The sequence below is a fragment of the Enterococcus sp. PLH-Efm8 genome (assembly GCF_053011625.1).
This window is the reverse complement of record NZ_CP172568.1, coordinates 919,103-941,355: the sequence shown is the minus strand read 5'-3', so window position 1 is coordinate 941,355 and position 22,253 is coordinate 919,103. Positions and strand designations below refer to the sequence as shown.

At 39.4% G+C, this 22,253-nt stretch carries 20 protein-coding genes; 2 read left to right on the top strand and 18 right to left on the bottom strand.

The annotated features are described in order from the left end of the window. Positions 1-188 precede the first annotated feature (188 nt). Positions 189-998 (top strand): Cof-type HAD-IIB family hydrolase, encoded by an 810-nt coding sequence (locus ACIFUW_RS04700; RefSeq protein ID WP_002296740.1) that lies wholly within the window; start codon positions 189-191, stop codon positions 996-998. A 185-nt stretch (positions 999-1,183) separates the two neighbouring features. Here the strand turns inward: ACIFUW_RS04700 and ACIFUW_RS04695 are convergent, their stop codons facing one another. The 5 genes from ACIFUW_RS04695 to ACIFUW_RS04675 form a co-directional block, all read right to left on the bottom strand. Beyond that, complete coding sequence (locus ACIFUW_RS04695) at positions 1,184-3,337, bottom strand: peptidoglycan D,D-transpeptidase FtsI family protein (protein ID WP_002302928.1); 2,154 nt, start codon at positions 3,335-3,337, stop codon at positions 1,184-1,186. Positions 3,338-3,630: 293 nt separating this feature from the next. Next, on the bottom strand, positions 3,631-4,479 hold the full coding sequence (locus ACIFUW_RS04690; protein WP_002287653.1) for a MurR/RpiR family transcriptional regulator: 849 nt from the start codon (positions 4,477-4,479) through the stop codon (positions 3,631-3,633). A 223-nt stretch (positions 4,480-4,702) separates the two neighbouring features. Continuing rightward, entirely contained in the window at positions 4,703-6,643 is a 1,941-nt protein-coding gene (gene thrS / locus ACIFUW_RS04685; RefSeq protein ID WP_002287651.1) for a threonine--tRNA ligase, read from the bottom strand. A 336-nt stretch (positions 6,644-6,979) separates the two neighbouring features. Further along, entirely contained in the window at positions 6,980-7,159 is a 180-nt protein-coding gene (locus tag ACIFUW_RS04680) for a 2-hydroxymuconate tautomerase (protein WP_002287649.1), read from the bottom strand. A gap of 46 nt (positions 7,160-7,205) precedes the next feature. Beyond that, a complete protein-coding gene (locus ACIFUW_RS04675) occupies positions 7,206-9,029 on the bottom strand; it encodes a heavy metal translocating P-type ATPase (RefSeq protein WP_002287647.1) in 1,824 nt (607 codons plus the stop codon). Between the two features lie 277 nt (positions 9,030-9,306). Between ACIFUW_RS04675 and helD the strand changes: the two genes are divergently transcribed. Then, the gene (helD, locus tag ACIFUW_RS04670) at positions 9,307-11,586 is read left to right on the top strand and encodes an RNA polymerase recycling motor HelD (protein WP_002287644.1); all 2,280 of its coding nucleotides are present in this window, start codon (positions 9,307-9,309) and stop codon (positions 11,584-11,586) included. Between the two features lie 92 nt (positions 11,587-11,678). On the opposite strand, the gene ACIFUW_RS04665 is transcribed toward helD, so the two are convergent. From ACIFUW_RS04665 to ACIFUW_RS04605, 13 genes are all read right to left on the bottom strand, one after another. Beyond that, a complete protein-coding gene (locus tag ACIFUW_RS04665) occupies positions 11,679-12,326 on the bottom strand; it encodes a hypothetical protein (RefSeq protein WP_002287642.1) in 648 nt (215 codons plus the stop codon). A 178-nt stretch (positions 12,327-12,504) separates the two neighbouring features. Beyond that, on the bottom strand, positions 12,505-13,224 hold the full coding sequence (locus ACIFUW_RS04660) for a YebC/PmpR family DNA-binding transcriptional regulator (protein ID WP_002287641.1): 720 nt from the start codon (positions 13,222-13,224) through the stop codon (positions 12,505-12,507). 130 nt (positions 13,225-13,354) lie between these two features. Beyond that, a complete protein-coding gene (locus tag ACIFUW_RS04655; protein ID WP_002287640.1) occupies positions 13,355-14,506 on the bottom strand; it encodes a nucleotidyltransferase in 1,152 nt (383 codons plus the stop codon). A gap of 216 nt (positions 14,507-14,722) precedes the next feature. Next, a complete protein-coding gene (locus ACIFUW_RS04650) occupies positions 14,723-15,463 on the bottom strand; it encodes a class I SAM-dependent DNA methyltransferase (protein WP_002287639.1) in 741 nt (246 codons plus the stop codon). Positions 15,464-15,466: 3 nt separating this feature from the next. Beyond that, complete coding sequence (gene rsfS, locus ACIFUW_RS04645; protein WP_033582077.1) at positions 15,467-15,790, bottom strand: ribosome silencing factor; 324 nt, start codon at positions 15,788-15,790, stop codon at positions 15,467-15,469. Between the two features lie 56 nt (positions 15,791-15,846). After that, a complete protein-coding gene (yqeK, locus tag ACIFUW_RS04640) occupies positions 15,847-16,440 on the bottom strand; it encodes a bis(5'-nucleosyl)-tetraphosphatase (symmetrical) YqeK (protein WP_002287635.1) in 594 nt (197 codons plus the stop codon). Beyond that, positions 16,424-17,074, bottom strand: a complete 651-nt coding sequence (locus ACIFUW_RS04635) for a nicotinate-nucleotide adenylyltransferase (RefSeq protein ID WP_002287632.1) — start codon at positions 17,072-17,074, stop codon at positions 16,424-16,426. Before ACIFUW_RS04635 ends, yqeK begins: the two co-directional genes overlap by 17 nt. Positions 17,075-17,083: 9 nt before the next feature. Further along, on the bottom strand, positions 17,084-17,395 hold the full coding sequence (yhbY, locus tag ACIFUW_RS04630; RefSeq protein ID WP_002287630.1) for a ribosome assembly RNA-binding protein YhbY: 312 nt from the start codon (positions 17,393-17,395) through the stop codon (positions 17,084-17,086). 15 nt (positions 17,396-17,410) lie between these two features. Beyond that, positions 17,411-18,520 (bottom strand): ribosome biogenesis GTPase YqeH, encoded by a 1,110-nt coding sequence (gene yqeH, locus ACIFUW_RS04625; protein WP_002287628.1) that lies wholly within the window; start codon positions 18,518-18,520, stop codon positions 17,411-17,413. Further along, positions 18,517-19,044, bottom strand: coding sequence for a YqeG family HAD IIIA-type phosphatase (locus ACIFUW_RS04620; protein WP_002287626.1), 528 nt, complete (start codon positions 19,042-19,044; stop codon positions 18,517-18,519). The genes yqeH and ACIFUW_RS04620 overlap by 4 nt, the downstream gene beginning before the upstream one ends. Positions 19,045-19,223: 179 nt before the next feature. Further along, on the bottom strand, positions 19,224-20,009 hold the full coding sequence (locus tag ACIFUW_RS04615; RefSeq protein ID WP_002287624.1) for an acetyl-CoA carboxylase carboxyl transferase subunit alpha: 786 nt from the start codon (positions 20,007-20,009) through the stop codon (positions 19,224-19,226). Next, positions 20,002-20,871 carry an acetyl-CoA carboxylase, carboxyltransferase subunit beta gene (gene accD / locus ACIFUW_RS04610; RefSeq protein WP_002287623.1) on the bottom strand — a complete coding sequence of 290 codons (870 nt, stop codon included), beginning with the start codon at positions 20,869-20,871 and terminating at the stop codon, positions 20,002-20,004. Before accD ends, ACIFUW_RS04615 begins: the two co-directional genes overlap by 8 nt. Next, positions 20,872-22,251, bottom strand: coding sequence for an acetyl-CoA carboxylase biotin carboxylase subunit (locus tag ACIFUW_RS04605; RefSeq protein WP_002287622.1), 1,380 nt, complete (start codon positions 22,249-22,251; stop codon positions 20,872-20,874). Positions 22,252-22,253: the final 2 nt, after the last annotated feature.

Genomic DNA, 22,253 nt, shown 5'->3' with positions numbered 1-22,253 from the left:
TCATTCGCTTTTCAACGTTTTTTTAACAAAAAAAGCGAAAATAATACTTAACGTTCGTGTTTAGCTTATGTTTAGCTATTTATATAGCCATAACTGTAGTTTTTGTTAGGAATAGCTGATTGCTCTTGTTAATTACCTAAAATATGCTAGACTAAAACAAATGCTAGTTGAGGAAGGAAGGACCCTTATTGAATAAAAAATTAATTGCCATCGATCTGGACGGAACTACCCTCAATCAAGATTCGATGATTACATCTAAAACAAAAGAGACTCTAAAAAAAGCAATCAATGCCGGTCATCATGTCAGTATTGCTACAGGACGCCCATTCCGAATGAGCCATCAGTTTTACCAACAATTAGAATTAACAACACCGATGGTTAATTTTAACGGCGCATTAGTACACATCCCTAATCAGCACTGGGATGGTGAAAGAGAAACGTTGATCAATCGTGAAATCGCTTTTGAAATCTTATCGCAAAAAAAGCAGCTAAATTTAGATTTTATCGCTGCTGAAAATCGTGATACTTTTTTTATTGACAGTTTTGATTTCTTTGATGAAAAAATTTTTGCTTCTTCTCGTCCAGGAGAGAAGAATTTGCTTTCTCCTAAAAATTTGACGACAAATCCTACATCTTTGCTTGTCCGAACAGACAAACGTTTTGCAGGAGCTGTATCTGCTGAATTAACACGTCAATTTGGCAGTTATGTCGATGTTCGGACATGGGGTGGACCTACTGCCATCTTAGAGATTGTTTCAAAAGGAATCCAAAAAGCAAAAGGCGTGCAAGAGATTGCTAACTACCTGTCTATCGATCAAAAAGACGTCATTGCCTTTGGTGACGAGCATAATGATTTGGAATTGTTGGATTATGCAGGTTGGGGAGTAGCTATGGCTAACGGTACTGACCAACTCAAAGGCATTGCAAATGATGTCACTCCTTTGAGCAATCAGGAAGACGGTTTAGCTGTTTATCTGGAAAAACTACTTAAACTATAATAGAGAATTAGATTCCACAAAAAAGAGGTTGTGACAATTTTTGTCACAACCTTTTTTGCCGAGTAAACGGTGTTCAAAAGCCAGTTTCTCGGTATGAAGTCAAATTTAAGCAAAAATGTGAGAAGCTATTTTCACAAAATTTTTCTTCATACTCGAAACTAAGCGGCTTTTTCACGACCTCTTTTTTATTTTGCCATGAACATATCATAATACGCGTCCATTATTTCTTTAGCAATCGTCAAGTTTATGTGGTCTTGTTCGTCTAATAAGTTCGGCAAGACAACACTGATGGCAATTTCCGGATTGTCTGTTGGTCCGTATGCCACGATATTACTATTGACTGTCGCAATATCTGGATGACCTTCCGCAACCGTTTCTGCAGTCCCTGTTTTTGCGGAAAGGTCCATTTTCGCACTGGCTAATGGTTTGGCTGTTGTGTAAGGATCGGTACCATGGACAACTTGGTGGAATCCTTCACGGAGGATCGCCATATTTTCTGCAGAAATATTGACCGTATTTTCTACTGTTGTGCCAATTTCTTTCTTCACTTCACCCAAGTTTCCATTTTCGTCATTGCCATAGATCGCTTTGACTAGGTGCGGCTGTACTCGTTTCCCGCCATTAGCGACTGTTGAAGCATATTGAGCTAATTGGATTGGTGTATATGTGTCAAACTGTCCAAATGCCAAATCGGTAAAGTTACCTGGAGCATACCATTCTTTGCCATTATCCGCATTGAACTTCTTCATATAATCAACAGAACGTGAGATCCCAGGAGATTCATTCGGCAAATCGATCCCAGTCGTTGTACCAAGACCAAACTCTTTGAAAGAGTCTCTCAATTGCTGATAAGCTTTAGCTTCTTCATCTAAACTAGGTAGTCCCATTCCAGGTGTATAGTCTAGTCCTAACATCTTTAACGCCACTTTGATCATATACGTATTAGAAGACAATTCCGATGCTTTGACTGCATCAAGAGCAACTTGTCCGCTTCGATTAAAGACAGAGCTTTTTTCTGAAGCACCTTGCAGACGAATCGGCTCATCAATCAAAACTTGATTTCCGCTGATCGCGTTACTTGCCCAGCCTGCTGTCAAAGTACCAGCCTTGACTACAGACCCTGGATCAAAGGCGCTAGTAATCGTGCCTAAAGCATTCTCGGTGATTTCTTTGGAACCTTGTTCATGACTGAAACCAGTCATTGCTAGCACTTCTCCTGTCTGAGGATTCATAGCCACTGCATAAGCACCAGGCGAATACTGTGCTTTGCCGTTGTTGATCAATGTTTGATAATTCCTTTTCAAAATTTCTTCTACTTTTGATTGGAATTCTGCATTCATAGATAACATTAAATTAGAACCTTTTTCCCCAGAGAAGATTTCTTTTTGATTCGAAACATTTCCTTCATTATCAAGGGAAACTTCATATTGGGTTTTGGTTCCTTGCAGGACATCTTCATATTGTTTTTCCAAATAACTTTGTCCTACACGGTCATTCCGAGAATAACCTTTTGCTAGGTATTTCTCTGCTTCATCTGCTGGAAGTCCTTGCTTTTCAGTCGTCACACTGCCAAGAATACTTTTCAGTGAACTTGCTGCATTATATTCTCGTGTCCAGTCTGTGCCAGTCGAAACTCCTGGAAGTTCAGAAGCGCGTTCTGCCACAACAGCTAACTCTTGATCAGTAACACCAGAGTTTTTGATATAGACAGTGTTTAATTCATATGCACTATTCATCCGTTTAAAGATGGTAGCAATTTTTAATTGCTCCTCGTTTAAATTAATCTCATCAGCTGTGACTTTATTGACCATCGCACTATATTGTTCGCTGTTCCCTAATTGCTTTTCTTTTGCCGAAAGTCTTTTTGTGGCTTCTTTCAAATGTTTGGGATCAGCCAGCCAAAAATCTTTTTTATCTCTATCTGTCAGATTTTCATCTACCGGAACATCGATCAGCGAGTTCAGCTTCGTTGCGATTTCAAGCAAATCTTTAGCCGTAACTTGTGTTCCTCTCGTATATGTGATGGCCTGATTCGCTTTATTCGTAACTAAAGCTTTTCCTGTGGAGTCGTAGATCATTCCGCGAGGAGTACTTTCTTGGACCGTAATCGTAGAAGTAGACTTCACTCGCGCCTCCATCTCTTCGCCGTTCACGATCTGCAAATAACCCAATCTAGCAATCAACGCAACAAATAACGTAAATATAATGAAAAAAAGAAAATTTAAGCGAAAAGGAACATGGGACCGGCGAAACGTTTTGTTCTTAGGTTCTTGTGCACCTTTTCTTATTTTTTCTAACCAAGAAGTATTTAATATTTTTTTCATAAAATCTTTCATCATTTCCTATCCTTCCGCCTATTTACATTCATGCTTCATTGTACCCAAAAACTTCTTAATAAAAAAGAAAAAATGGGCGGAGCAAGAAATTCTTTACCTAATTTCAAGATAAAATCAACTTTTTGTTTCACAGCAATCACTTAAAGTTACATATCCAACTATTTTTTTCATTAAAAAATAAACTTATTTTTGAAAATTATGTTTTCTTAAGTCGTGAAACACTTTGATGGATCATTTATTTGTGGAAAACTACGTTTTGTTATTCTAAAAAACTTATATAAAAAATAGTAAGGTTTTTATTTCGAATCCATAAAATATTCTTGGATTGCTTCTCGTGTTTTTTTCACTTTTTCGCTAAGCTTTTCGTTTTTAGCCATATAGAAATAAAAAATGATATCGATCGTAGCAAATTGGGCCAAAAGTGAATTAGTTGCCGCACTTCGATTCGTGATTTCTTTTGGTCTAGATGTTTGTACGAGTACATCGGCTATCTTGCTAAGCGGGTTATTTCCAAATTGCGTCAACGCAATGATTTCGATATTCATGCTTTTCGCCAGCTCGGCTAATGCGACTACATCTGCACTTCTACCTGAGTTTGAAACAAGCCAAAGCACTTTCTTTTTCTCATTGCTGACAAGTTGCGGGAGCAAGACGTGGATATCTTTTTCAAAAATGATTGGCTTACCGACACGAGACCATTTTTGCAGAATATCTTCTACTACTAAAGAAGAGGCGCCAACCCCATATAAAAAAACAGTCTCTGCCGATTCCAAACACTCTACGACTTTTTGGATCGTTTCTTCTTCTAGAATATCTACTGTTTCTTTTATCGCTACTTGTGCATTGTTACCAAGTTTGTTTTTGATAGAGTAAAAGGACTCATTTGCTTCTATATCACTAAAACCTTCATCGATTCCAGTCTGTAGTTCTGTTGAAATCGTGATTTTGAAGTCCGTCAGACTTTGAAAACCGATTTTTTTGGAAAAACGTACAACTGTCGGCGCACTCAACCCGGAAGCTTCTGCTAATTCATTAGCTGTCATTGTAGGGACCTTCTCAATATTACCGATAATGTAGTTGGCCAACTTTTTTTCTGCTGAAGAATAATCTTCCATCATACTTTCAATACGACTAATTACGCTCATAAGTTCCTCCACCCTTTTAATGATAGTCTATGTAAGTATACCATATCAGACCCTTATTCACGGTCGTATACTGGATAAAAAACAAAAAAACAATCCGCCCAACAGAATATCTTATCCCATCAATCCCACAGATTCTATTGAGCATCTGTGTCTTTGAGGAATACCTGTTATCTATTGTTCGGATTGCTTTCTATCTACTACTTTTTTACAGGAAATTTACCTATTAGTTTTCTCTGCTGTAATTTTTGACTTCTGCTTCCATAGCATCAATAAAGATATTCAAATCTTCTACAGCTGTTTCTTTACTTCCATAACGACGTACGTTCACTGTTGCATCTTCCAATTCCTTGTCTCCAACAACTAATTGGTAAGGGATCTTTTGTGTTTGAGAGGCACGTATCTTATAGCCCATTTTTTCATTACGATCATCAACTTCTACACGCAACCCCTTCATTTGCAAACGTTCTTTGATTTCATAAGCATAATCGCCATGTGCATCAACAGAAACAGGGATGATTGTTGCTTGTATAGGTGCCAACCATGTTGGAAAAGCGCCTTTGTATACTTCTGTTAAATAAGCGACAAAACGTTCCATTGTAGAAACAATTCCGCGGTGGATAACTACTGGACGATGCGTATTTTCCCCGTCTTCTCCAACATATGTCAAATCAAAGCGCTCTGGCAATAAGAAGTCTAATTGTATAGTTGATAATGTTTCTTCTGTACCAAGAGCTGTTTTGACTTGAACATCTAGTTTTGGTCCGTAAAAGGCTGCCTCGCCTTCTGCTTCAAAGTAATCTAGTTCTAATTCATCCATAGCGGCTTTCAGCATTGCTTGGGCTTTTTCCCACATTGCGTCATCATCAAAATATTTATCTGTATTGTTTGGATCGCGATAGCTCAAGCGGAAACGATAATCTGTAATATTGAAGTCAGCATATACTGCCACCATCAATTCAAGCGTACGTTTAAATTCATCTTTGATTTGATCAGGACGAACAAATGTATGACCATCATTCAACGTCATTTCTCGTACACGTTGTAAACCTGACAAAGCACCTGATTTTTCATAGCGATGCATCATTCCTAATTCAGCGATACGAATTGGTAATTCACGATAAGAATGGATCGTGTTTTTGTAGACCATCATGTGATGAGGGCAGTTCATTGGGCGAAGAACAAGCATTTCGCCATCTCCCATATCCATTGGCGGGAACATGTCTTCTTGATAATGATCCCAGTGTCCAGATGTTTTGTACAACTCAACATCTCCCATTATTGGTGTATATACATGTTGGTAACCTAGACTAACTTCTTTGTCTACGATATAACGTTCGATCGTGCGTCGGATTGTTGCCCCTTTTGGAAGCCAGAATGGCAAACCAGAACCTACTTCTGGGGAAACCATGAACAAGTCAAGTTCTTTTCCTAGTTTACGATGGTCTCTTTCTTTTGCTTCTTCACGGAGACGGATATATTCTTTCAAAGCTTTCTTGTCAAAAAAGGCTGTCCCGTATACACGTTGCATCATTTGATTGTTTGAGTTTCCACGCCAATAAGCACCTGCCACTGATAATAATTTAAATACTTGTATACGGCCAGTGGATGGAACATGTGGTCCACGACACAAATCGATGAATTCGCCTTGTTGATAAGCAGTAATCACTTCTTCTTCTGGCAATTCACTAATCAGTTCTACTTTGTACGGATCACTTGCAAAAATTTCTAATGCTTCCTGTTTTGAAAGAACACGGCGTTCGATCGGCAGATTTTCTTTGACGATTTTCATCATTTCTGCTTCGATTGCCGGCAAATCTTCTGCAGTTACTTGGTTTTGTCCATTATCTGTATCGTAGTAAAACCCTGAATCGATAGCTGGTCCAACGCCAAAGTGGATATTTGGATAGAGGCGACGCATGGCTTGGGCCATCAAATGAGCTGCTGAATGACGGACTAAGCCAAGTGCATCTTCATGGTCTGGTGTGATGATCTCAATACTTGCATCTTCCTCGATTGGACGAGTCAAATCAACGAGTTTTCCGTTCACTTTACCAGCTAAAGCTTTTTTTGCTAAGCTTTTTGAAATGCTTTCAGCAATTGCCAATGTTGTTGTTCCAGACTCAAATTCTTTGACTGCACCATCTGGAAAAGTAATTTTTATCATAATAGTTTCCTCCTTGAAATGTTTTGATTGATCAGATCATCAAGCTGAAAAACAAAAAAATCCTAGCATCTCTTGAAAAGAGATACTAGGACGAAAAGTTCGTGGTTCCACCTAATGTTCAAACGCAAATGCGTTCCTCAAGCGTTGTAACGGTCCGACCGCCCTTGCTTCAACAAGGGTTTCGAAAGTGGTCATCCTTTGGTTTTCTCCTGGAAAAGTTTCAGCCTAGCTTTTCCTCTCTTATCGAAGACTCTCAAATTCAGTTGGCTTTCTCATCAATCAATTATGTGTTTATTTAACCACTAATAAATAGAAAAATCAAGTGGGAAACTAAACTTATTTTTTCCATTCCCCATTTACACCGTATGTTCCTTTTTTCATCTCATTGATGATGACATGGATGTGTTCTTTTGGTGCCTGCGTGTTTTTATGAACAGCTTCCGTGATATCTTTCATCATATTTTCTAATTGTTCCGGACTGCGACCTTCTACTAATTCGACATGTACGAATGGCATAATGCTCTCTCCTCTTTCTGATCGTTCTTTTTTCAACTCGATTCTATCATACTATGTTTGTCTTGGGTACTGAATCAGGAAAAATGGCTGGATCTTTTTTTGCTCTCAAGGCACTCAAAATAGAGACCGTATCCACGACTTCTTGCAAAACAGCTCCGAATAATGCGGGGATTAGTCCCGTACTTGCAATTAACATCAAAAAAATACAAATAAAGATGCCAATCAGTACAGACTGTTTCGCTATTCTCATCGTATCTCTTGAAATCACTACTGCTTTTGCTACACGCAAGAGATCATCTTTCAAGATGACCGCATCTGCACTTTCACTAGCAGCTGTAGAACCATGAGCCCCCATTGCAATACCGATATCTGCAGCAGCAAGTGCTGGTGCGTCATTCACGCCGTCTCCTACCATCGCAACAGGTCTTTGATCTTTAGGGATACTTTCTAAAATGGTCAGTTTATCTTGAGGCAAGCTACGGGCATGTACAGAATCTAATTGGACTTTTTCTGCAATCGTTTGAGCAATGGCAGATCCATCCCCGGTGATCATCATCAAATTTTTCACATCAAGTTTTCTTAGCTCCTTGATTGTCTTTGCTGCTTCTGGGCGAATCTGATCCGAAAATAGGATCGTTCCTGCAAAAGATCGATCAATTGTTACATAGATTGCTGTATTGGACGTTTCTATTTCTTCAGCTGAAACAAAAGAGGCACGTCCAATCTTTACTTCATGATTATTGACTACTGCTTGGATTCCTTGACCGGTCACTTCTTTCAGTTGACTAACAGGATACAGTTGGCTGTTTTTCACGTTGTTCACTAACGAACGAGCTAAGATATGGCTAGATTCCTGTTCTGCACTAGCTGCATACAGAAGTAGCTCTTCTTTTTTTATTCCATTGACTGGCTGAATCGCCTCTACTTCCAATATCCCTTTGGTAAGCGTTCCTGTTTTATCAAAAGCAATCGTTTTTGTACGTGCGAGCTTTTCAATCGTTGTTCCAGTTTTTACAACGATCCCGTTTTTACTTGAACGGCTCATTCCTGCAACTAAAGCAATGGGCGCAGCTAGAATCAGTGGACAAGGTGATGCCACTACCAGTACCTCAGCAAATCGTAAAGGGTCTTTTGAGAACCACCAAGAAATACCACCGATCAAATAAGCAATCAACGTGAAAGGGACTGCATAACGATCAGCTAAACGGACAAATCGGGCAGGCTTTTCTTTTGATTCTTCGACTAGTTTAATAATCATTTGATACTGGCTGTCTGCGGCACGTTTTTCAGCGATCATTTGGATCGATCCGTCTCCATTTAAAGACCCTGACATAATCTGATCTCCAGGTTTCTTGGTTTCCGGGCGGGACTCACCTGTCAAAGAAGATTCATCGACCGAAGATTCTCCTTTGGTCACTCGACCATCTGCGGGTACAAGTTCGCCAGGCTTGACTAGTAACTGGTCATCAATATTTATTTCATCGATTACTATATCCTGCAATTTTCCTTCTTTGAATCGATGGGCAATTCTTGGGGTGTTATCTAACAAAGACTGCAGTTCTTTACCCGCTCGTTTATTCGCGTAATCCTCTAGACTATCTCCGCCCGTAAGCATGATCAATATCATCAAACTAGCCCAGTATTCTTTGACGGCTAATGTTGCAAGGATTGCGGTAATCGCTAATACATCTACGCCATATCTTCCTGAACGTAACGTCTTGATCATTTCCAAAAACATCAAGAAGGCGAGAATCCCTCCAGTAAATGCGACAATCGCAAATGCAAGGGCCGGCTGGTGAAAAACAAATTCACTTAATAAAGCTATCCCACCAATAAGCAAAGTAAGTAAAAATTTTTTGAAATGTGTCATTGTTTTTTCTCCTCTTTTATGTGACTTAGAGAGGTTAGTAATAAATTTCCAGCTGCCTCTTTCATCTTAAGCATAGTCCTTGACTAGCACTTTTTAAAACAATAGGCCTTAATTGAAAACAACTATCACTATCAGCGTTTCCAAAATTCATCAGTTCTACAAACAAAAATATTCAGCAAGGATTACTTTTTCGATTCATCAGTTAAAAAGTACCTTTTTTCGAAAAACTATGCTATACTTTTAATTCGTTATTTACGGCGGAAGGAGCAAACATGCGATGAATGAGAAACAACTAGAACAAACGCACGTGGATGAAACGATCGAACTAATCCAGATCGAACAAAATATGCTGGATACAAAACAACAAGAATTGACTCAGGAAATGAATCATTCGACAAAAGACACAGCTAATCACAAGATTCGAGCTGGTTCCAATGAAGCTTTTTATGAATCTGCTGTTGAATATCGCCAACATGAGCAGGAATTGCTTTTGAAATACCATACTCTTGAAGCACAGCAAAAACGCCTGCAAACGTTGTCTGTCATGAAAGATAGTCCTTATTTTGCCCGTATCGACTTTAAAGAAGACCGTGAAACAGAAACATTATATCTAGGTATCGCTTCTTTAAGAGATCTGGCAGAAGAAACAATCGTTATTGACTGGCGCGCACCAATTGCCAATCTTTATTATGAAGGTGAGATTGGTCCCGCATTTTATGAAACTGAAACAGATAGAATAGATGTCGATCTGCAGTTGAAACGACAATTTAAAATCCAAGAAGGACGTATTTTATCTATGGTAGATACGTCGGAAGTAATCAATGATGACTTTTTGCTAGAGATATTGGATGAATCATCAAGCAACCATATGAAAAACATCGTCTCTACGATACAAAAAGCACAAAATGCAATCATTCGGGACACAACAAGTAAAGTAATGCTGATTGAAGGAATCGCCGGAAGTGGAAAGACATCCGCTTTGCTTCAACGTATTGCTTTTCTGTTGTATCATAATCGCAAGTGGCTCGAGGCTGAAAACGTTCTTCTATTTTCACCCAACCATTTGTTTTCTGATTACATCTCGACTGTATTGCCTTCATTAGGTGAAAGCGGCGTGCCTACACAGACATTCAAAAATTATTTGGTGCAGCTGCTGCCAGAGTTTTCTTTACTAGATGAACAGCAACAAGAAAGTGGTTTTTTGCTAGGGGAAAAAGATCCGATACAAGTGATGAAAAGCGGATTGACCTTAGTCGATCAGATTGATCGCTATATCCAAGGCATCACAAACTACGGTCCCTTGTTCCGTGATATGAAAATAAATGGCCGTACGATCCTATCAAAGGAATCGATTCGCCAATGGTATAAAGAAACAAATGAACAATTACCTTTACATCATAGACTTTCTCTATTACAAACGAAGCTCCTGAAAAAATTAGGCGGTCTGCAAAAAGACGAAACACGTCAGCAATGGGTCAAAGATCTGGCGGAAGAACAGCTCCAAGAACTATACGCAACAGATCCAAATCTTGAATATACAGAACAAAAGGAGCGTTCATTACGTAAAAAACTGGCCAACCAAATCGTACGTAAAAGATTCCGTCGAATCCATCGAGGGATCATGAATTATCAATTTGTCAATATAACGAAACAATATCTCCACTTTCTACAAACTGTGCCACTTTCTCTTCTAACACGACATAAAATCAGCGAGACCAGGTGGCAGGAACATTTGACAACTGTTCGTACACACTTGCGTCAAAGAGAATTGCGTCAAGAGGATGCTGTACTATTCTTTTTACTGATGCGCCGAACATATCCAGTGACGGTTACACACAAAGCTCGCTATATCTTTATTGATGAAATGCAGGATTTCGCACCATCACAAGTGGCATTGCTGCAAGCCTTGTTCCCAAAAGCAAATTTGACTTTCTGTGGAGATCTAAATCAAAATGTCTTTGGAAATGAAACGATCGTTGGATCATTGGAAGACCTTTTCGTGGACCGTGAAGTCACTCGTTTCCAATTAACGACAAGCTATCGCTCCACAAAAGAAATCACTGATTTTGCTAATCATTTTATTGTGAAAGAACATCAAGTAGAAACAACAGCAAGAAAAGGAGACCTTCCTTTGCTCATCCAAGGAACAACAGATGATATCAAATTGAATTGGTTAGCAGATACCATTCGAACGACTCAGGGAAAAGCCCGGTATTGGCGTACAGCAATCATAGCTAAAACACAAGAAGAATGCGAAGCTCTTTATGCTCAACTGCCAGACGAGTTGAAACAACAAGTCCAGCTGATTTTAAATGAGAGTGACTTTATGAAGCGTTCCATTATTTTACTTCCAGCCTTTTTAGCAAAAGGTCTGGAGTTTGACCGAGTTTTCTTGTGGGATGTAGATGCAGAACATTTTTCTTCTCAGCAAGACAAATTGATCCTTTACACCATGTGTACACGTGCGATGCATGAATTGACCCTTTTTACCTCCAATAATGAAAGTCCTTTGTTAAACAATATGGATATTTCATCTTATGAGAAAAAAGTACTGTAAGTAAAAAGACAACTGCTATCATTAATGTTAGCAGTTGTCTTTTTATTTACAATAATAATTGCAGAAAAAGTAATTCAATCATTTAAGGTCATTTATTCTATATATAAATCCAAATCTGTTTCAGGATATTTTAATTTGACAAGCGAAATAATCATTTTCAGTTCTTCCATGTTTTCTGGATATTCTGGGTCAAATACCTTGCTATGACGGCCAATCCCGCCATTGTCGATCAATCGGTAAATTCGATTCCATTCAATGAATTGGTCAATTGATTGGAAATTGCTGATTGGATAGCCGCCACAATCCAAAATCTCTGATACACGAAATGCTAGGTATGCACTATCGATCACTTTATTTTTTTTCGTGTCTATCTTCTCATTTCTTTCGATAAGAATTTTTTCAGGACGATGTTTCAAGCTCCACTCTAATAGTAGAAAGAAAGCCTCCATCCGATACTCTTCTTCAAATAACCGAAAGGCTGAATCAGAACGACGAAAAAGCAGCGGAATCAGATAATTTTGTCTATAAATCAGCATTGGTGCGCGGTCCACCATACACTCTAAATAACGGTTCAGATACCCTGTACCGACATAGTTTCCTAATCGATAGCCTTCAACGCCGAATCTTGCGTATTTTTGCGCTAATTTTGAACAATCAGTTACGTTCACAGCTAACTCTTCTACTTTGCGGTAACCGCTTAAGATACGTTCAAAAGGTTCTAAAGTGATTTTTGCTTCCATATTCTTCCCCGTCCATCTTCCACATACTTCATATCATTTCACATGATACTTATGCTCTCATCATACCACAGGTTGAATTAGAAAAGAAAATAAATCACACAAAAAAGCAAGACAATCTGTTAGTGAGATTGTCTTGCTTTTCGAAAAAGACTGAATACTTTTCGTTAAAACTGGTTGCTTAGTCTTCTAATGCCACATTATGGAACACATGCTGTACATCTTCTAGATCTTCCAGTGCATCAATCATTTTTTCAAATGTTTCTTGATCTTCTGGAGATAGTGTTACCTCGTTTTGAGGGATCATTTGGATCTCAGCGATTGAAAAATCAGTGATTCCTTTTTCTTTTAATGCTTCTTGTATACTATGGAAATCCGCTACTTCACCGTAAACGATGATTTGTCCTTCTTCTTCCATTACATCGCGAACATCGATGTCTTTTTCCATTAGGTATTCAAGGATCTCGTCAGCGTCTTCTCCTGCAAAAGCAAAGATTGCTGTATTGTCAAACATGTAAGAAACCGCTCCGGAAACACCCATGTTCCCGCCATTTTTCCCAAATGCTGCCCGTACGTCTGCTGCTGTTCGATTCACATTGTTCGTCAATGTATCAACAATCACCATTGAGCCGCTTGGTCCAAATCCTTCATAGCGCAATTCAGAGTATGTTTCATCTCCTGCACCTTTTGCTTTTTCGATTGCTCGGTCAATAATATGTTTTGGTACATTATAAGTTTTAGCGCGATCAATGACGAAACGTAGTTTTTGGTTTGCATGCGGATCAGGATCACCTGATTTTGCTGCCGCGTAGATTTCAATCCCAAATTTTGCATAAATCCGGCTATTATTAGCATCTTTAGCAGTTTTCTTTGCTACGATATTTGCCCATTTACGTCCCATATTTTCACTTCGCTTTCTGATTTGATAGTTTCATAACGCAAAAACGTCCTGTTCCATTATACTTGTGAATCACGATTCTGTGAAGCTTTTTTTCTTTCTTCCTTCATTCTTCTCATTTTTAGTCAATTATCTATACTCGGATTGGGATTTGCCCGAAATTCTGTTCCGGAATATTGCCTCCCAATTGATAGATTTGATCACTTCTAACTAACAGTTCCGCTTCTTGTGCCTCTTTTTTTCCGATTCGGGAATAAATAGAAATCTCTTTTTTTTCTTTTAAGAATCTTCTTCCAGCATCGGTAAATCCAAGTAGTCGAAGATAATTTTTATTTTGTTGGACAGGAATCTCTTGCTTTTTGATATTCAGCAAGACATAACAAGATAATCGTTGGATCCGTGTCCATGTATATCTTTTTGTTTTTACCTTTGACACAAAATCCTCAAAACTATCAGCAGTTGCAGCTGCTGTTTTCATGCGCGATTCTATTCCTTCGGTCATCTGATAGATATCTGTCAGTTCCAGCAAAGTAGAAGATAACAACCGATAACGCAAATACGGCCAATAAGATTCCCAAGTCTGCAGCGAACAAGTTGAAAGATCTTCTTCTGTCTGAGGCGGCACAAGTCCAGCTATTCTTTTTCCTTCTTCTAACGCATGGCGAATGGCTGTTGCACTGGCTATCCTCTGATCTGTGATGATTTTTTCATGATAGCCTGCACTTTTACGTCGGATCGGATGTAATTCCATAGGGTGGACATACTTGGCATTTTCCTTTGCATAACTTAATCCCAAGATATGATTTGGCGAAGAAAAATCAAGCGTAATATCGGGATACAGACTGCGAAAAACCTCAGTCATTTTTTGCGGATAACTATACGTTTGATCAGACAGTTCTTGAAATGCCTCTTCTATCCTATCTTGATTCTCTTGGACAAAGCGTCCGAAACTGCTGTAATCAAACGAAGTCTCTTCTTCTGTTCCAAAACACAAACTGTCACAGTCCAGTGTTTGCAAGATTTTTACTGCACCTTTAGCAAAATAGTCAGCTGACTGAACCGCCCATTCGACGGGAAGCTCCACTACTAAATCCACACCATTTTGTAAAGCTTCATTCGCGCGATGCCATTTATCGATGATAGCCGGTTCGCCTCTTTGCAAAAAATTCCCGCTCATTACAGCAATGACGACCTCTGCTCCTGTTATTTTTCGTGCCATTTCCACATGATAGCGATGTCCATTGTGAAAAGGATTGTACTCTACGATAATCCCGCAGCTTTTCATGCGCATCCTCCTTCATAGTTATCGATAAAAAAGAAATAGAGACAAGTAAAAAAAGGCAAAAATCGGAAAAAATACCCGAACTATATAAACTATTCTCGCAAACACAATACTTCTGCGACGAAAAGCTGCACTGCAAGAGCAATGCCTATATCGTTCGGATATATAATTTATGTTGAAGATTTATTCTTTTCTTGTTAACTCGAGCAGGCAAAACCGCTAGTCTTTGTATGCTACAAAGAACCAGCGCTTTGATTTCTCTGATGCTGCTTCGTCTGTAAAATCAGAAAATGCTTCGACTTTCGAAAAGCCGCTGTTTTCCAGCATTCTTAAATAACTTTCCAATGGATAGGTACGCTCTTGATGTAGTTCATCTTCACGAATAAATCGACCAGACCCTTCTTGTTCTTCAACGAAAAAGGTAAGAAAATGTTCGATGCTGTGTTTCTCGCTTCCTGGATAACTATCCCACAAAAAAGCAAAATTATCCCCTTGATAATGATAGCTATATTCTGGAAAAACCTCATCTACTTGATAGGTGGAGTGTACGTCAAATAAAAATCGGCCATTTTCTTCTAACGCTTGATAGACTTCATCAAACACTTGCTGTACCTCTTGTCTATTTTTCATATAGCACAGCGAATCAGAAAAACAGGTAATTGCCTGATATTGTCCGATTTCTGATAAATCGAGCATATTGCCTTCCACAAATTGGATCGATGCGTCTTCTTCATATGCTCGCTGGCTGGCAATCATCAACATCTCTTCTGAAAGGTCTAACCCTGTCACTTTATATCCATCTTTTGCAAAGGCAACCGCTAATGCTCCAGTACCGCATGCCAGTTCCAAAATATTTTTTGTGTCTTCTTGTAAATGACGTTTCGAAAAAGCTAACCATTGCTGATAAAGTGTTTCGTCCATCACTTCATCGTAAATGAAAGCAAATGTTTCATAAGCCATATGTTAATCCAACCATTCACTAAGATCGACTAGCGGAGCATCTGACCATAGTTTTTCCAGATTATAGAAATTTCGTTCTGGCGCATGGAAAACATGTACGATCACATCTCCAAGATCGATCAATACCCATTTTCCGCCTTCTTTTCCTTCAATACGTTTTACTTCATATTTGTTTTCTTCTTCTTTATCAATGATTTCTTCTGTAATTGCGTTGATTTGACGTTCGCTATTTGCTGAACAGATCATGAAATAATCTGCCAACAAGGAAACATTTCGAACGTCTAAAGCGATAATGTCTTCTGCCCGTTTTGAATCTGCTGCTTCAATCGCAATTTTTAATTGTTCTTTACTATCTATGATGATTTCCTCCTAATATGAGCAGCTTATTTTTTTGCTACCCAGTAATTATATGTTTCGATTGTTTTTGGATAAATCTGTTGTTCTTGCGCAAGCAAATGGGCCAATGTATGTTTTGTTTCAAATGCTACAGCTTCGTCTAGATCAGCCCATGCAATGGCTCGTGCATCTTGTACCCCAGGAAAATCTCGACCTGGTTCAATATAGTCTGCTACATAAATGATTTTGTCAAGGAGACTCATCTTAGCAGCCCCAGTCGTATGCACCCGGATTGCATGAAGAATCTCTGCATCGGTGATTCCTAATTCCCGCTCTACAAACGAAGCGCCAACAAGACCATGCCAGATTGCATTATTATAATTCAATAACTCCGGATCAAAACCGTCTCTTACGATTACCATTTTGAACTCCTCATCTGGTCGTTCTTTTGCATAATCATGTGTCAATGCAGCAATACTAGCTTTTTCAGGAGAAGCACCGTATTTTTTGGCAAGAGCCACGGCTGTTTCTTCTACTCCAAGCACATGCTTGAAGCGTTGTTCGCTCATTCTCATCTGTATTTTTTGCATCAGGTTTTCTCTAGAATAAGCAGTATATTCATTACTATAGTCCATATTCATACAACCCTTCATTTTGAATATAATCAATTACTTTATCTGGAACAAGGTAGCGGATAGAACAGCCTTCTTTGATCTTTTGACGTATTTTCGTGGAACTGATGTCGATCTCAGGTACATCTACCCAAATTACAGGATATGGAGTATCCGTTGTGTATCCTGGTCGACGTATACCCACAAAGTTGACCATAGAAGTCAGCTCATCGATTTTATACCATTTTGGCAAATATTCTACCATATCCCCACCGATAATAAAGTAATAATCTGTATCCGGATTGTTTTGCGTCAATTCCTTCATAGTATCATAGGTGTAACTTTTCCCACCACGAGCTAATTCAATCGTTTCAATCTGCAAAAAAGGATTGTCTTCCACCGCTAATTCCAACATGTTGAGTCGATGTTTTGCATCAATCGTCTGTTTCTCATCAACATGAGGTGGCTGATAAGAAGGCATCAAAAATACGCGGTCAAGACCTAAATTCCGGCCAGCTTGTTCAGCCATCACTAAATGTGCAAGGTGAACGGGATTGAATGTTCCGCCCAAGATCCCTACTTGCTTTTTCTTCTCTAAGAATTGAGGCATTTCTTCAGGAAATAATTGTGAACGAACAAATGTCTTAGCTTGCGTATTCATCATGGTCACTCCTTATATTGCTTTTACTTCTTTTGATAGCCTTTGATACTTTTCTTTTGTGGAAGGTTTGTATAATACAATAACACGTCCAATGATTTGGACGATTTCGCAATCTATTTCTTTTTCTAATACTTGAGCTGCTTCTTCTGCAATCTCATCTGTATTTTGAAGTAACGATACTTTGATCAGTTCTCTTTTTTCTAAAGCTTCTTCAATTTGAACGATCATTGCTGAATTGATCCCACCTTTTCCGATTTGAAAAATCGGCTGAAGATGATGCGCTTTGCTACGTAAAAAACGCTTTTGTTTTCCTCTTAAACTCATAATTTTCCTTCTTCCTTAAATCAATGCTTTGCGTTTCAATACATCTACACCCTTTGGCGCCCAGCCCGCAATTACTACTGGCGCTGTTACAGTGATCCAGCCTAGACCGGCAAAAACGATGTCTGTTTTTTCTTTCACAGAAAACTCAAAACGAACAAGCTCCGGAAATGCCTCGACTTCATCAGGACGAGGAGGCTGTAATAATCCACCTACATGTTTTTGATAAAATTCGTCTGCTTTTTCCAGTTTCGTTCGATGAATATTTACATCATTTGACACATAAGCAATAAATGAAGCACGATTGCCGCTGATAAAATCAAATCTTGCAAGTCCGCCCAAGAAAAGTGTTTGCCCTTCATTCAGCTGATAAACTTTAGGTTTGATTTCTTTTAACGGTGCAATGATCCGCAAATCTTTTTTACCTAAGTAGTGCGCCATTTGATGGCGATGGATAATTCCCGGTGTATCAATCAAAAAATGCCCGTCATCTAAAGGAATCTCGATTTTATCCAAGGTCGTTCCTGGAAACTGCGAAGTTGTGATTACATCTTGTACTCCCGCTGTATTTTTGATGATTTGATTGATAAGCGTCGATTTTCCGACATTTGTTACTCCGACGATATAGACATCCCGTCCATCGCGGTATTCTTCGATTTTTTCTAATAGTTCCGTCATCTCATGAGATTTCTTAGCACTAGTTAATAATACATCTACTGGACGAATTCCTGCTTCGTAAGCACGTTCCTTCATCCATTGTGTTAATTTAGTTTTTTTCAATGATTTAGGTAATATATCCACTTTGTTCCCAACTAAAAGTACTGGATTGTCACCGACAAAACGGTGTAGTCCTGGGATTAGTGAACCATTGAAGTCAAAAATATCCACCACATTGACGATCAATGCATCTTTTTGCCCTAATTCATTCAGTAAGCGCAAAAAGTCGTCATCCGTCAATGAGACATCTTGGATCTCATTATAATGGCGTAATCTGAAACAACGCTGACAATAGACTTCCCCGGAAGCTAAACCTTTTTCCAAAGCCGTTTGCGGCGTGTATCCTAATTCACCGGGTTTGTTTGTTTGTATAACGGCACCACAGCCGATACATTGTAATTCTTCTGTCATTCGATTCCACCTCGCCAGCCCATATCAGGGTGTTTTGCTAATAGATAGGCCATAATTCTTTTTTCCCAAAAACGATTAAATTGTGTCTTCCAACTATCTGTTGCGATAATGGGTTTTACAAGGATGCTACGTATCCCTGCACGATTGGCTCCACGTATATCAGTCATAATCTGATCGCCTACCATTACTATCTCATCATCTGCTAAATCCAATTGTTTCTTTGCTATGTTGATCCCTCTTGCTAAAGGTTTCATTGCTCGTGCAACATACAAAAGATCAAATTTTTCAATCGCTCGCGCGACACGTTTTGAATTATTGTTTGAAACAACAACAACAGGGATTCCTGCATTTTTCATTTCTAAAATCCAAGTAAGCAACTCTTCTGTTCCATCTGGATTATTCCATGCAATCAACGTATTGTCTAAATCGGTCAATACTGCTTTGATGCCTAGATTCTTTAATTGGGCAGGTGTAATCTGATAGATGGCTTCTACCATCCATGTTGGTTTGTAATTTGAAAACATGCTGTCTCCTCATCTGCAAAAAATGAAGGAGCACATAAAGTACTCCTCAACCCCGTATTATACTGCATATCAGCAAAAAAAACTACCTCTATACTCGTTCGTCTTTCAGAAAAAGCATTTCTTTACAAAATGACCAAAAATAAAGATTGATCACAGAAAAATTTAGAAACAAAAAACAACTAATATTGGCGGAACCTCTTGTATCGTTTTTCCAGTAATTTATGCTGATCTAATCGAACAAGTTCCGTCAATCTTTCAATCAACGCTTTTTTCATAATGTGTGCGACTTTATATCGTGGCAACTGCTCGCCGTTGAACGTTTCAGGAATAACTCGATCAACGATTCCTAACTCGCGTAGTTCTGGCGCAGTAATTTTCATCAACTCAGCTGCTTCTGCGGCGCGACTACCGTCTTTCCACAAAATCGACGCAAATCCTTCTGGAGAAAGCACAGCATAAATCGTTTCTTCCAGCATCCAGACTTCATCCGCTAAACCTAGAGCAAGGGCACCGCCACTTCCACCTTCACCAATGATGATGGCGATGATCGGTACCTTTAAATCAGACATTTCGAGCAGATTTCTGGCAATAGCCTCTCCTTCGCCGCGCTCTTCTGCTCCTACACCGCAATATGCACCTGCTGTATTGATCAAGGTAATCACCGGTCTATTGAACTTTTCCGCTTGTTTCATCAGTCGTAAAGCTTTTCGATAGCCTTCAGGATGGGGAGAACCAAAATTTCTGCGGATATTTTCCTGCAGATCCCGTCCTTTTTGAATACCGATCACTGTTACCGGTTTGCCATCTAATCGAGCGATTCCACCAACAATCGCTTCGTCATCTGCAAATAAACGATCACCATGGCATTCCTCGAAAGAATCGAAGATCTCTTCAAAAAAATCCAAGCTTGTCCATCGTTCTTTAGCTCTTGCTAACTGAACGACATCATGTGCTGTCTTATCCACGATCTATCCATCCTTTCTGTGTATGCAATTCAAGAAGCGTATGGATTTTCTGTTTCAATTCCATGCGGGGAACAATCTGATCGACAAAACCATGAGATAATAAGAATTCAGCCTTTTGGAAATCTTCTGGAAGTTCCTGCTTGATCGTCTGTTCGATGACGCGTCTTCCAGCAAAACCGATCAAGCTTTGGGGTTCTGCTAGAATAATATCGCCTTCCATTGCAAAACTGGCAGTTACTCCTCCGGTCGTCGGGTCCGTTAAAACAGTTAGATAAAAAAGACCTTCATTGCTATGCCGTTTGACAGCAGCAGAGATTTTTGCCATCTGCATTAGAGAAAAGATTCCTTCTTGCATCCGTGCGCCACCTGAAGCTGTGAACAAGACGACTGGAAGACTTTCCTTTGTTGCTCGTTCGAATAATCTGGTGATCTTTTCTCCGACAATCGTTCCCATACTTCCCATGATAAAATTAGGATCCATCACTCCAATAATGAAGGGAATCCCCTGAATGGTTGCTTTACCAGTGAGGACTGCTTCATGAAGTCCTGTTTTATCTTGCATTTTTTTAATTTTTTCCGTATATTCGGGAAATGCTAGCGGATCTTTGGTTACAAGATCCGTATCCCATTCTTCAAAACTTTTTTCATCAATAATCAAAGCTAGACGCTGCCATGCACCGATTCGAAAAGCGTATCCGCAATGAGGGCATACTTTTTCTTCACCGATGTCTTTCGTATAAAGGATATGTTTGCAATTTGGACACTTTGCCCACATGTTATCAGGAACAGATGGCGAGTTAGCAGGTTTGCTCTCTCTATTAGGATTGATCCGAATATATTTCTTTTTCTTAAACAGAGCCATCTATGCGCCTCCTATCTCCGTTTCTGGTGTCCAATTCGGTAAAAATTCTTCTTGTAAAAATGCTGTGCTGTAATCACCTGCTATGACTGCAGGATGACTAATCAAATCCATCTGAAATTCTGCGTTCGTGATGATTCCTTCTGTGATAAATTCACTTAAGGCTCGCTGCATCTTCATTAATGCTTCAAAACGCGTATTTCCATGGACGATTATTTTTGCAATCATTGAATCATAATATGGCGGGATCGTATATCCCGGGTAAACTGCACTGTCTACTCGCAGTCCCATCCCACCTGCTGGAAGCAGTAAGTTTTGGATCTTCCCTGGAGAAGGAGCAAAATGGAAAGCAGGATTTTCTGCATTAATCCGGCATTCGATTGCGTGTCCTTGGAATACTACTTCTTCTTGACACACATTCAAAGGCTCACCGGCTGCTATCTCCACCTGTTTTTTTACTAAATCGATTCCTGTGACCATTTCTGTTACTGGATGTTCCACTTGGATTCGAGTATTCATTTCCATGAAATAAAAATCGCCTTCTTCATCCATCAGAAACTCGATCGTTCCGGCATTTTCATAATTGACTGCTTTAGCTGCTCGAACAGCAGCGTCTCCTAGTGCTTCTCTTTTTGTTTGTGAGATCACTACAGAAGGAGATTCTTCCAGTACTTTTTGATTGTTGCGTTGTAAAGAACAATCTCGCTCGCCTAAATGAATGACATGACCAAATCGATCACCTAAGATCTGAACTTCTATATGGCGAGCAGGATAAATGATTTTTTCCAAATACATATCATCATTTCCAAATGCCGCTGCTGCTTCTTGCTGAGCTGAAGAAAAATGCTGTGGGAGCTCTTCTTTTGATTGAACTTTCCGAATGCCTTTCCCGCCACCACCTGCAGCTGCTTTCAGCATCACTGGATAACCAATTCTGTCTGCTATTTCCAATGCTTCTTCTACTGTAGATAATACACCAGTACTTCCTGGAATGACTGGGACATTTGCTTCTTGCATCAATTGACGCGCATTGATCTTATTTCCCATTGCATCGATCGTTGCACTTTTAGGACCAATAAATGTGATATTGCACTCTTCACACATGGAGGCAAATCGGCTATTTTCAGATAAAAAACCAAATCCTGGATGAATTGCTTCGGCTTTTGTCACGATTGCAGCGCTCAGTACTTCCTGAACATTCAGATATGAATCAACGGCTTTTGCCGGGCCAATGCAGATTGCTTCATCTGCTAACTGTGTATGAAGTGCTTCGGCATCTGCTTCTGAATATATCGCTACGGTTTGGATCCCTAGTTCGCGGCATGCACGAATGATACGTACAGCGATTTCACCGCGGTTAGCTATCAATACTTTAGAAAACATAT

What these genes read in the sequence shown, in the direction of transcription:
- ACIFUW_RS04620 (WP_002287626.1), bottom strand. Translation starts at nt 19,044, where the DNA reads ATGTTTTCAAATTACAAACCAACATGGATGGTAGAAGCCATCTATCAG.
- ACIFUW_RS04675 (WP_002287647.1), bottom strand. Translation starts at nt 9,029, where the DNA reads ATGACACATTTCAAAAAATTTTTACTTACTTTGCTTATTGGTGGGATA.
- ACIFUW_RS04655 (WP_002287640.1), bottom strand. Translation starts at nt 14,506, where the DNA reads ATGAAAAGCTGCGGGATTATCGTAGAGTACAATCCTTTTCACAATGGA.
- ACIFUW_RS04665 (WP_002287642.1), bottom strand. Translation starts at nt 12,326, where the DNA reads ATGGAAGCAAAAATCACTTTAGAACCTTTTGAACGTATCTTAAGCGGT.
- yhbY (WP_002287630.1), bottom strand. Translation starts at nt 17,395, where the DNA reads ATGAGTTTAAGAGGAAAACAAAAGCGTTTTTTACGTAGCAAAGCGCAT.
- ACIFUW_RS04680 (WP_002287649.1), bottom strand. Translation starts at nt 7,159, where the DNA reads ATGCCATTCGTACATGTCGAATTAGTAGAAGGTCGCAGTCCGGAACAA.
- ACIFUW_RS04695 (WP_002302928.1), bottom strand. Translation starts at nt 3,337, where the DNA reads ATGATGAAAGATTTTATGAAAAAAATATTAAATACTTCTTGGTTAGAA.
- ACIFUW_RS04660 (WP_002287641.1), bottom strand. Translation starts at nt 13,224, where the DNA reads ATGGGACGTAAATGGGCAAATATCGTAGCAAAGAAAACTGCTAAAGAT.
- helD (WP_002287644.1), top strand. Translation starts at nt 9,307, where the DNA reads ATGAATGAGAAACAACTAGAACAAACGCACGTGGATGAAACGATCGAA.
- yqeK (WP_002287635.1), bottom strand. Translation starts at nt 16,440, where the DNA reads ATGAATATGGACTATAGTAATGAATATACTGCTTATTCTAGAGAAAAC.
- ACIFUW_RS04635 (WP_002287632.1), bottom strand. Translation starts at nt 17,074, where the DNA reads ATGATGAATACGCAAGCTAAGACATTTGTTCGTTCACAATTATTTCCT.
- ACIFUW_RS04650 (WP_002287639.1), bottom strand. Translation starts at nt 15,463, where the DNA reads ATGGCTTATGAAACATTTGCTTTCATTTACGATGAAGTGATGGACGAA.
- ACIFUW_RS04605 (WP_002287622.1), bottom strand. Translation starts at nt 22,251, where the DNA reads ATGTTTTCTAAAGTATTGATAGCTAACCGCGGTGAAATCGCTGTACGT.
- yqeH (WP_002287628.1), bottom strand. Translation starts at nt 18,520, where the DNA reads ATGACAGAAGAATTACAATGTATCGGCTGTGGTGCCGTTATACAAACA.
- thrS (WP_002287651.1), bottom strand. Translation starts at nt 6,643, where the DNA reads ATGATAAAAATTACTTTTCCAGATGGTGCAGTCAAAGAATTTGAGTCT.
- ACIFUW_RS04690 (WP_002287653.1), bottom strand. Translation starts at nt 4,479, where the DNA reads ATGAGCGTAATTAGTCGTATTGAAAGTATGATGGAAGATTATTCTTCA.
- accD (WP_002287623.1), bottom strand. Translation starts at nt 20,871, where the DNA reads ATGGCTCTGTTTAAGAAAAAGAAATATATTCGGATCAATCCTAATAGA.